At 52.9% G+C, this 11078-nt stretch carries 6 protein-coding genes and 2 pseudogenes; 5 read left to right on the forward strand and 3 right to left on the reverse strand.

The genetic code is table 11. From position 1 onward, the window contains the following. Nucleotides 1-4: 4 nt before the first annotated feature. From RJD28_10355 to RJD28_10365, 3 genes and pseudogenes are all read right to left on the reverse strand, one after another. Nucleotides 5-1981, reverse strand: a complete 1977-nt coding sequence (locus RJD28_10355) for a fructose-specific PTS transporter subunit EIIC (protein ID WNV56736.1) — start codon at nucleotides 1979-1981, stop codon at nucleotides 5-7. Between the two features lie 2 nt (nucleotides 1982-1983). Next, nucleotides 1984-2902 (reverse strand): annotated as a pseudogene (pfkB, locus tag RJD28_10360) (1-phosphofructokinase). Between the two features lie 268 nt (nucleotides 2903-3170). Continuing rightward, on the reverse strand, nucleotides 3171-5249 hold the full coding sequence (locus tag RJD28_10365) for an elongation factor G (GenBank protein WNV56737.1): 2079 nt from the start codon (nucleotides 5247-5249) through the stop codon (nucleotides 3171-3173). Between the two features lie 297 nt (nucleotides 5250-5546). Between RJD28_10365 and aroF the strand changes: the two genes are divergently transcribed. From aroF to RJD28_10390, 5 genes and pseudogenes are all read left to right on the forward strand, one after another. Continuing rightward, nucleotides 5547-6560 carry a 3-deoxy-7-phosphoheptulonate synthase gene (gene aroF / locus RJD28_10370; protein WNV56738.1) on the forward strand — a complete coding sequence of 338 codons (1014 nt, stop codon included), beginning with the start codon at nucleotides 5547-5549 and terminating at the stop codon, nucleotides 6558-6560. Continuing rightward, nucleotides 6561-7670, forward strand: a complete 1110-nt coding sequence (locus tag RJD28_10375; protein WNV56739.1) for a prephenate dehydrogenase — start codon at nucleotides 6561-6563, stop codon at nucleotides 7668-7670. A gap of 46 nt (nucleotides 7671-7716) precedes the next feature. Further along, nucleotides 7717-8993, forward strand: a pseudogene (aroA, locus tag RJD28_10380) (3-phosphoshikimate 1-carboxyvinyltransferase). A gap of 176 nt (nucleotides 8994-9169) precedes the next feature. Continuing rightward, nucleotides 9170-9619: a MarR family transcriptional regulator gene (locus tag RJD28_10385; protein WNV56740.1), complete on the forward strand. Its 450-nt coding sequence runs from the start codon at nucleotides 9170-9172 to the stop codon at nucleotides 9617-9619. Continuing rightward, nucleotides 9612-10970: an MATE family efflux transporter gene (locus RJD28_10390; protein WNV56741.1), complete on the forward strand. Its 1359-nt coding sequence runs from the start codon at nucleotides 9612-9614 to the stop codon at nucleotides 10968-10970. The genes RJD28_10385 and RJD28_10390 overlap by 8 nt, the downstream gene beginning before the upstream one ends. Nucleotides 10971-11078: the final 108 nt, after the last annotated feature.

Raw genomic sequence — 11078 nt, forward strand, 5'->3', positions numbered from 1 at the left:
TTTCTTATGATTCTACGTCCTTCTTGAGAACCCCCAGCAATACAGTGGAAATGGCTGTGCCCACCACCAACGCCACCAGATAAAACAGCGGATTGCCCATTACCGGGAATACAAAAATACCACCGTGGGGAGCCATCAGGGTGCAGTCAAACAGCATGCTCATGGCACCGGCCACACCGGAACCGATGAGGCAGGCCGGAAGCACATGCACCGGATCGGATGCAGCAAAGGGAATAGCACCTTCTGTAATAAAGGCCAGACCCATGATGAAGTTGGTGGGGCCTGCATCCCGCTCCTCTTTCGTGAATTTTTTCTTAAATAACATGGTTGCCAGAGCGATGGCAACAGGCGGGGTCATACCGCCGATCATCACAGCTGCCATCACATCGTAGTTGCCGGATGCAATGGCCGCCGTCCCGAACACGTAAGCTGCCTTATTAAACGGACCGCCCATATCAACAGCCATCATAGCTGCCAGTACGAATCCGAGAATAACCTTGTTGGTACCGCCCATACTGCTTAATCCCTGGTTCAGTGCCATATTGACAGTGCCCATCACAGGCTCCACCACAAAGCTCATGGCCAGACCGATGACCAGCACACCCACCACAGGATAAATGAGCACCGGTGCAATTTTTTCCAGGGCTTCCGGCAGACGGCTGCACAGTTTCCTTAAGCCCAAGATCACATAACCTGCCAGGAAACCTGCCGCCAGCGCTCCCAGGAATCCGGATTTGCCCTGATAGGCAATGATACCGCCCACAAAGCCTACTGCCAGCGCCGGACGGTCACCGATGGCCATGGCGATAAATCCAGCCAGCACCGGAAGCATAAAGTTGAAGGCCAGGCCACCCACATTTTTACACCAGGCTGCCACCGGCGTGATGGAACCAAAGTTGGCTCGCTGATCCAGCGGCAGGGCATTCATGTCCACACTGAAACCGTCGATCAGGAATGCAATGGCAATCAGGATACCACCGCCCACCACGAAGGGGAGCATATGGGAAACGCCGTTCATCAGCTGCACATAGATCTGATGCCCTACGCTGCCGGATTTTCCGTTTTTCTGCACAGAAGCCGTGCTGCTGCCTGCGGCCGCGTGGTATACCGGCACTGTTCCTGCGGCTGCCTGCTCCAGCAGTTCATCTGCCTTGCTGATACCGTCAGACACCTGACACTCAATGACCCGTTTGCCATCAAACCGATCCATGGGCACCTGGGCATCTGCCGCCACGATGATGCAGTCCGCTTCCGCAATTTCCTGCTCTGTCAGCACGTTCTTGGCGCCTGCAGATCCTCTTGTCTCTACCTTGATATGCCAGCCCCTGGATCTTGCTGCCTTCTCCAGGCCTTCGGCTGCCATATAGGTATGGGCAATACCGGTAGGACAGGAGGTGACTGCCAGAAGCCTGGGAGCCTGGGCATCCGCGCCCTCTGCCATTGCTACACCACTCGCTTCATCAGTCTGCACAGTGTTCCCGTTTTTCTCTGTTCCGGCTGCCAGACGGTCATCGATATCTGCCTGCTCTTCATCAGCCTGATCAATGATCGAAAGAAATTGTTCTACTGTTTCGGCTTTTCTTAAGGACGCAGAAAACTCCTCATCCATCATGAGCACAGAAAGCTTGCTCAGCACATCCAAATGTACATTGTCTTTTGTGTTCGGTGCCGCGATAAGGAATAAAAGTGTCACCGGCTCACCGTCCAGGGAATCAAAGTCCACGCCGTCACGGATGACCATGGCTGCCAGGCCGGGCTTCTTTACCGCATCACATTTCCCGTGCGGGATGGCGATACCTTCACCGATGCCGGTGGTGCTCTCCTCTTCTCGTGCATACACCTGTCTGCGGTATGCTTCCACATCAGACAGCTTGCCGCCGGCTGCCATCAGCTCCACCGCCAGATCCAGCGCCTCAGATTTGCTGGCAGGCGCCGCATCCAGCGATATACTTCTCTTATCCAGTAACTCTGTAATCTTCATGATTATTTCCTCCATACTTCGCAGGTGCGATAGACGTTTTCAATCTCTTCTTTTGTTGCCAGACGTTCGGAAAAGGCGCTTGCACTGCCTGCAGCCAGTCCCATACGAAAAGCATGTGCATAACCGCCGCCTTCCATACATCCGGCTAGAAATCCGGCCACCATGGAATCTCCGGCGCCTACGCCGTTGACTAATGTACCTTTGGGCACCTCTGCCTCATAAATATGTCCATCCTCCGCCAGAAGGACAGCACCCTTCTCTGCCATGGACACCAGCACATTGACAGCGCCTTTCTCCTGCAGCTTCTTCGCGTAAGGCACCACAGACGCCCTGTCCTGTAATTCCACTCCGAAGATCTCACCCAGCTCATGATTGTTGGGCTTAATAAGAAACGGATGCAGCTCCAGCACATTGAGAAGCAGATCCTTTGTGGCATCCACAGCAATGTAAACGCCCTTTCCGGCCAGCTGTTCCATTATCTGCCGATAGATGTCATCCGGCATTGAGGAAGGAATACTTCCTGCCAGTACAAGTGTATCGCCCGACTCCAGCCGTTCCAGCCGGTCCATAAGCTGTTCCACAGCGGCCGCCGGGATTGTCGGGCCGTTTCCGTTAATCTCCGTGCCATCAACGGAGCGCAGCTTCAGGTTGATGCGGGATATTCCCTGTGGCAGGGAAATAAATTCCGCATTCACACCCAGATCCTCCACTTCTCTTCGGATCTCCTCTCCCACAAATCCGGCGATAAAGCCCAGCGCCGTATTCTCGATCCCGAGATTCTGCAGTACAGTGGAGACATTGATTCCTTTTTCCACCCGGAAGCAAAAGCTCTTCCTTCGTCCGGTTGGTCAGCCCCAGCTGAAACTCCGGCACTGACACGATATAATCCAGGGACGGATTAAACGTTACCGTATAAATCATAAGGCTTCGTTCCTTTCTTCTCTTGATTCTGTTTTCATTATATAATCATCCTCAGCCAAAATCAATCAAACTAATTCACAAATATAAGCAGTTGTTTTTGTTGAATTTGACTATTTGTGGTTATTTTTAACTATTTTTGATTATTTTTACTTTCAAATCCAGTAATCTCCGTTTACAAAAAAGAGACCGCGCAACCGTCTCTTCCTGACGATCACACGGCCTCTCCTATATTTTCAGCCCAATGTTGATAATTTATACTTTTTAATAACTATTCTTCTCCGGCAGTTCTCGCATCGATTTCTTTCTGCTGCACATCCGCAGGTGCCTGCTCATAACGGGCAAACTCATAGGAATAGCTTCCTCTGCCGCCGGTCATGGAACGAAGCTCTGTGCAGTATCCGTATAACTCCATCATCGGCACATCTGCTTCCACGATCTGCCTGCCGCCTGACACCGGGGTCATACCAAGCACACGGCCGCGTCTCTTGTTCAGATCACCCATAACGTCTCCGGTATAGCTGTCCGGAACAGTCACCTTCAGAGATACAATAGGCTCCAGAAGCACCGGTGATGCTTCCATAAAACCTTTCTTAAATGCCTGGGAAGCAGCCGTCTTGAATGCCATCTCAGAGGAATCTACCGGATGATAGGAACCATCATAAAGCACTGCCTTCACACCCACAACCGGGTAGCCTGCCAGCGGTCCCTTCTGCACAGATTCCTGTACGCCCTTTTCCACTGCCGGGAAGTAGTTCTTCGGCACAGCGCCGCCTACCACGATCTGATCGAATACATACGTCGTATCCAGATCACCGGAGGGCTCGAAGGTCATCTTGACATGACCATACTGTCCATGTCCACCGGACTGTTTCTTATACTTGTATTCCACATCTGCTTTTTTGCGGATGGTCTCCCGGAATGCCACCTTCGGCTTGCTCAGTTCGATCTCAACTTTATATTTCTCCAGCAGTTTGCTCACTACCACATCCAGCTGCTGATCGCCCATACCATAGAGGAGCGTCTGACGGTTTTCAGAATCGTTCACACTCTTCAAGGTCAGATCCTCTTGCATCATCTTTGTCAGCGCCTGGGAAATCTTATCCTCATCTCCCTTATTCTTGGCGGTATAACGCTTGTATGTATAAGGTGTGGAGATCTCAGTCCTGCCGTAGCGCACCGGGGTCGCCTTGGTTGCCAGCGTGTCACCGGTTCTCGCTGCCATCAGCTTGGCAATGGCACCGATATCGCCTGCATGCAGTTCTTTCACCTCTTCCGGTTTGTTGCCTCTTAAGATGTAAAGCTTGCTGATCTTCTCTTCATTTTCCTTATCCACGTCATAAATCGTGTCGTCAGATTTGATCACGCCGGAACAGATCTTCATGAGGGAATATTTGCCGATGAACGGATCCACGATGGTCTTGAAAACGTAAGCGGATTTTGCCTTGGAGAAATCATAGTTTGCCTGGAAAATCTCATTGGTCTTCATGTTCACGCCTGCGCACGCTCTCTTGTCCGGACTGGGGAACAGCTCTACGATATCGTTCAGCAGATTATGGATATTACGCAGCTCTGTGCTTGATCCCATGGAAACCGGTACAATACTGCCATCATTCACATTAAAGGTCATGGCTGCACGGATCTCGCTGACAGAGAACTCATCCCCTGCGAAATACCGCTCCATAAATTCTTCACTTGTCTCGGCAACGGCGTCCATCATGGCTTCCCGGCAGATATCCAGGTTGTCACGGCAATAATCCGGGATGTCGCACTCTTCTCTCGTGCCGATTCCGGTAAATCTTCTTCCTGCCATTTTCATGACATTGATATAGCCTACAAACTTCTCGTTCTCACGGATGGGCTGATAAAACGGTGCGATCTTCTTGCCGTACAATTCTGTCAGACGTTCTACTACTGCGCGGAAGCTGGCATGATCCACATCCATCTCAGATACAAAGAACATTCTCGGCAGCTTGTATTTCTCACACAGTTCCCATGCCTTTTCGGTGCCCACTTCCACGCCGGCCTTACCGGATACAACGATGACTGCCGCATCCGCAGCTGCCACAGCTTCCTCAGCCTCACCCACAAAATCAAAATAGCCCGGCGTATCGAGAATGTTGATCTTATAATCCTTCCACTCAATGGGAACAACCGATGTGGTGATGGAAAACTTTCTCTTGATCTCTTCTTTATCATAATCACTGATGGTATTGCCATCTGTGACCTTACCTAATCTTGTAATATAACCGGACACGTAAGCCATTGCCTCTGTCAGGCTGGTCTTGCCGCTGCCACCGTGTCCCAGAAGTACCACATTGCGAATCTTGTCTGTCGTGTAAGTGTTCATAATGAATTCCTCCAATGCAATTTATTTCGTTACCCTATGTGTATATTCTACTAAAATTTTCGAAAATTTACAAGTATTTTATGTAAATATAACAACTTTATTTTTTCTTTTTTTGAATTCCTCTGTCTCTTTTGACAAAACCGCCGGATTTATCGGCATTTTCTCACACCTTTTCCTCATTTTCTCTGTTTTTTTATTTTTCTTCTTGACTTCAACGCGTTGAAGCATTATAGTAATTGACAGAGCATCTGTTACACGATACAATAGAAAATACGGAAAAAGAATGGAGAGTTACCTATGATTATTGTAATGAAACCCCACGCATCGAAAGAATCTGTAGATGCGGTTGTAAATGTTGTCAAATCCAAAGGCCTGTCCGCCCATCTGTCCACCGGTGAGGAAGTGACCATCATCGGCGTGGTGGGCGACAAGACCCGTCTGTCCGGACAGAATCTGGAGATCTTCCCGGAAGTGGACAAGATCGTGGCCGTCACCGAGTCCTACAAGCTGACGAACAGGAAATTCCATCCGGAGCCCACCCGGGTCAAGGTGAAGAACACGGAGATCGGCCCGGACACCCTGACCATCATGGCAGGCCCCTGCGCCATCGAATCCAGAGACCAGCTCATCAACACCGCCATGGCCGTGAAGGAAGCCGGTGCCACCATCCTGCGCGGCGGCGCTTACAAGCCCCGCACCTCCCCCTACTCTTTCCAGGGGCTGGAGGAAGAAGGACTGAAATACATGAAAGAAGCCGGAGAGATCACCGGTCTTGCCACCATCTGTGAGGTCATCGGCACCGAATCCATCAACGCCGCTGTGAAATACGTGGACATGATCCAGATCGGTACGAGAAACATGCAGAACTTCAACCTGTTAAAAGAAGCCGGCCAGTCCGGGCTTCCGGTCATGTTAAAGCGCGGCATGTCCGCCACCATCGATGAGTGGCTCAACGCGGCAGAATACATTGTGGCAGAGGGCAATCCCAACGTGGTGCTGTGCGAGCGCGGCATCCGTACCTTTGAGACATCCACGAGAAACACGCTGGATATCAGTGCCGTACCGGTACTCCGGGCCAGAACCCACCTGCCCATCCTCGTAGACCCCAGCCACGCCTCCGGTGTGCGCAGCTACATTGCACCCCTGTCCCGGGCAGCCATTGCCTGCGGGGCGGACGGTCTCATGATCGAGGTGCACAACAACCCGGCCTGCGCCCTGTCCGACGGCCCCCAGTCTCTGACCCATGAGCAGTTCGCCGCTCTGACCGAGGAGCTGCGCCCTTACGCAAAACTGGCAGGAAGGAACTTTTGAATGAGATTTCATCATATTGGTTTTATCGGGCTGGGGCTCATCGGCGGCTCCATTGCCCGGGCCATCCGCAAGTTTTACCCTGATATGGCCATCACCGCCTTTGATACGAACCCGGACAATCTGACACAGTCACTGTCCGAGGGCGTTATCACCACTGCCTGCAACCGTACGGAAGACGGTTTTGCCCCGGCATTCTCCTCCTGTGATCTCGTTTTTTTGTGTACACCGGTGGATTACAACAACACCTGTCTGGCACAACTGGCCGACGTGTTAAAGCCTGACGCCATTCTTACTGATGTAGGAAGTGTCAAGACCCCCATCCACGAGGCGGCACTGCAGCTTGGGCTTACCAACCGTTTTATCGGTGGCCACCCTATGGCAGGATCGGAGAAAAGCGGCTACCGCCATTCCTCCGATCACCTCATCGAAAATGCTTACTATATTCTCACGCCCGAAGCCGATGTGCCCCTGGATGTGGTGGAGGATATGGAACAGCTGGTAGCCTCTCTGGGTGCTATTCCCTTCACCATCAAAGCAGAGGAACATGATCACATTGTGGCGGCAGTCAGCCATCTGCCCCACCTCATTGCCGCAGGGCTGGTGAACGTGGTACGCGATGCCGATTCCCCCGATGAGAAAATGAAGACCATCGCGGCAGGCGGCTTCAAAGATATCACCCGAATCGCCTCCTCCTCCCCTGTCATGTGGCAGCAGATCTGCGCATTAAACGGCGGCCCCATCGAAGAAATGCTGGATCGCTATATCCGGTACATGACGAATATCCGAGAAATGATACATGCACACAATACGCAGGGGATCTACGATCTGTTTGAGACATCCAGGGACTACAGGGATTCCATTCCAGGGAGCTCCGCAGGCCCCATCAAGAAAGCCTTCGCCCTGTATTGTGATATCATTGACGAGGCGGGCGGAATCGCAGCCATTGCCACCATCCTGGCAGCCAACCGCATCAGCATCAAAAATATCGGCATCATTCACAACCGTTCCTTTGAGGAAGGGGTACTGCGCATTGAATTTTATGAGCAGGAAGCCTGCGCCGGTGCCGTGCTTCTGCTGAAAAAATACCGCTACATCGTGTACGAGGCCTGACGGCTTCCCGGTGTCGCCAGACATCCAGACAAAGGAGTATTGCTATATGAAGATTACAAAAGCATCCGGACTTTCCGGAGAAGTAATGATCCCGGGAGACAAATCCATCTCCCACCGGGCAGTGATGTTCGGCGCCCTGGGAGAGGGACTGACCGAAGTCACTCATTTTCTCCAGGGTGCCGACTGCCTGTCTACCATCGAGTGCTTCCGCCGGATGGGCATTGCCATCCGCAACGAGGGAGACCGGGTGCTCGTGGAAGGCAAAGGCCTTCACGGCCTGTCCGCCCCTTCCCTGACACTGGATGTGGGCAACAGCGGAACGACCACCCGGCTGATCTCCGGTATTCTGGCCGGACAACACTTCTCTTCTGTGCTGGACGGGGACGATTCCATCCGCACCCGCCCCATGAAACGGATCATGGAGCCCCTGACACAGATGGGCGCGGATATCCGCAGCCAACAGGATAACGGCTGCGCCCCCTTCTCATCAACGGCCGTCCCCTGCACGGCATCCATTACACCTCAAAGGTGGCTTCCGCCCAGGTGAAGTCCTGTATCCTGCTGGCGGGCATGTATGCGGATGCTCCTACCAGCGTCACCGAGCCTTCCGTTTCCCGGAATCACTCGGAGCTCATGCTGAACTACTTTGGCGCTCAGGTGGATACCAGCGGCACCACCGCCACCATCCAGCCGGAGCCTCATCTCATCGGACAGAAAGTAGAAGTGCCCGGAGATATCTCTTCGGCGGCTTATTTCATTGTCGCCGGGCTCATCGTACCAAATACGGAGATCCTCATCAAGAATGTGGGCATCAATCCCACCCGGGACGGCATTCTCCGGGTCGTACAGGCCATGGGCGGCAAGCTTGAGCTTCTGAACGCTTCCTCTGACAACGGAGAGCCCTCCGCAGACCTGCTGGTGCGCAGCTCTTCCCTCCACGGTACCGTCATCGAAGGTGACCTCATCCCGACGCTCATCGACGAGTTGCCGGTCATCGCTGTGCTGGCCTGCTTCGCAGAAGGCACCACTGTCATCAAAGATGCCCAGGAACTGAAGGTCAAAGAATCCAACCGGATCGACGCCATGGCAGACAACCTGACCCGGATGGGCGCACACGTCACTGCCACCGACGACGGCCTCATCATCGAGGGCGGCCATTCTCTCCACGGTGCCACCATCGACAGCCGCAAGGATCACCGCATCGCCATGTCCTTCGCTGTTGCTGCCCTGGCTGCCGGCGGAGAGACCGAGATCCAGGATGCGGAATGTGTCAATATCTCCTATCCGGAATTTTATGAGGATCTGCGTCGGCTGACGCGGTAACATTTACTGATATAACAAGATTCAAAACAGGAGTTGCAGTAAAATAGATGTGGAAACATCTATGAAACCGCAGCTCCTTTTTCTTCTTTCTCTTGACTTATTGCATTTTTCCAATTATAATTACCTTAGTTAATTACCTACGATAATTATTAAGTCAAACTAAGGAGGACAACAGAATGGACATTTCCACGATCAAGGCACTGCTGGATGCCTGCTACCAGGCAAAGCGCGTCCGGGAACTGCTCCCGGCACTTCCCAACGGTGTCTCATCATCCCATATTCAATATCTGGACATCATCGAACAACTGGAAAACCGCGGCATGAAGGTGAAAATATCCGATATCAGCGACACGCTGCATCTTCCCCGCCCCGGGGTAACGCGCACGGTGAAGGAAATGGAGGACAAGGGCTTTCTGAAAAAGACCACCTCCGACGCGGACGGACGCATCACCTATCTTTCCATCACAGAAGCCGGAAAAAAGCTGTCCCAGACGTATAATGACCGATTCTTTTCCCAGCTGGCTCCGCTGCTGACAGACATTTCCCAGGAAGAGGCAAGCTGTACTATCCGCACCATTGAAAAGCTGTATCAGGTGATGGCAGAAAGGAGGATCTCCCTTGAATAACGATTTTACCCAGGGCAGTATTTTGAAAAAGCTATCCATGTTCATGCTCCCCGTGCTGGGAGCCCTGGTGCTGCAGGCGGCCTACGGTGCAGTTGATCTGCTGGTGGTGGGCCAGTTCGGATCGACTGCCGGACTTTCCGCCGTCTCCACCGGCAGCCAGGTGATGAATCTGGTGACCTTTGTCGTCACTCAGCTTTCCATGGGTGTCACCGTGCTCATCGCCCGCTATCTGGGTGAAAAACGACCGGCGCTGATCGGTGCGGTGCTGGGCGGCGCTGCCATTGTGTTCACCATCCTCTCCGCTGGTATGTTTGTCCTGCTGGTGGGCTTTGCCCATCCCATCTCCGTTCTCATGCAGGCGCCGGCAGAGGCCATCCAGCTTACCGTCAGCTACGTGCGTATCTGCGGCGGCGGCATTTTGTTCATCGTTGCCTACAACCTGCTGGCAGCCATTTTCAGAGGCCTGGGGGACAGCCGCTCTCCGCTGCTCTTTGTGCTGGTGGCCTGCATCGTCAACATCGCCGGAGATCTGCTCCTGGTGGCAGGCTTTCACATGGACGCCGCCGGTGCAGCCATCGCCACAGTGGCCGCCCAGGCTATCAGCGTCGTTCTGGCCATCAGCCTGCTCATCAAAAAGAAGATGCCCTTTACCATCCGGCGGGAAGATTTCCGCCTGAATCCCCAGTGCCGGAAGTTTCTCGGCATCGGCCTGCCTCTGGCACTGCAGGAATTCCTGACCCAGCTTTCCTTTCTGGCACTGTGTGCCTTTGTCAACCGACTGGGGCTGACGGCATCTTCCGGATACGGTGTCGCCTGTAAAATTGTCAATTTTGCCATGCTGATCCCCAGCGCCCTTATGCAGTCCATGGCTTCCTTTGTAGCCCAAAATGTAGGTGCCGGTAATGAGAAACGAGCCAGAAAAGCCATGTTCACCGGCATTGGGCTGGGACTGATGTTCGGCTGTGCCGTCTTTGTTCTGGTGCTGTGCAAAGGGGACGTTCTTGCCGGTATCTTCTCCCCGGATGCCGAAGTGGTACAGAAAGGCTTCGAATATCTGAAAGGCTTCGCACCGGAAACCATTCTGACAGCTATCCTGTTCAGCATGGTAGGCTATTTCAACGGCAACAACCAGACGCTTTGGGTCATGATCCAGGGACTGGTACAAACGCTCCTCATCCGTCTGCCCATGGCATATTGCATGAGCATGCAGCCCAATGCCAGCCTGACGAAAATCGGGCTCTCCGCTCCCACCTCCACGCTGGTTGGCATTGTGCTGAATGTGGGGTACTATCTCTACTGGAGCCGCAAAAACAAAGAGGCTGCTCCTGCCGCTTCGGCATCTACATCATAAAATCACTTCATAAAAATACAGACAAAAGGCCGCCAGGCACTGTTCTCATTCGCAGTACCTGACGGCCACTTTATTACAATTCATTCTCCATGACACCATCAAATTGTT

Source organism: Oscillospiraceae bacterium NTUH-002-81 (assembly GCA_032620915.1).
GTDB lineage: Bacteria > Bacillota > Clostridia > Lachnospirales > Lachnospiraceae > JAGTTR01.

Bases quoted from the DNA above. Each gene is read 5' to 3' on its own strand.
- RJD28_10355 (WNV56736.1), bottom strand. From the start codon at position 1,981: ATGAAGATTACAGAGTTACTGGATAAGAGAAGTATATCGCTGGATGCG.
- RJD28_10375 (WNV56739.1), top strand. From the start codon at position 6,561: ATGAGATTTCATCATATTGGTTTTATCGGGCTGGGGCTCATCGGCGGC.
- RJD28_10385 (WNV56740.1), top strand. From the start codon at position 9,170: ATGGACATTTCCACGATCAAGGCACTGCTGGATGCCTGCTACCAGGCA.
- RJD28_10365 (WNV56737.1), bottom strand. From the start codon at position 5,249: ATGAACACTTACACGACAGACAAGATTCGCAATGTGGTACTTCTGGGA.
- aroF (WNV56738.1), top strand. From the start codon at position 5,547: ATGATTATTGTAATGAAACCCCACGCATCGAAAGAATCTGTAGATGCG.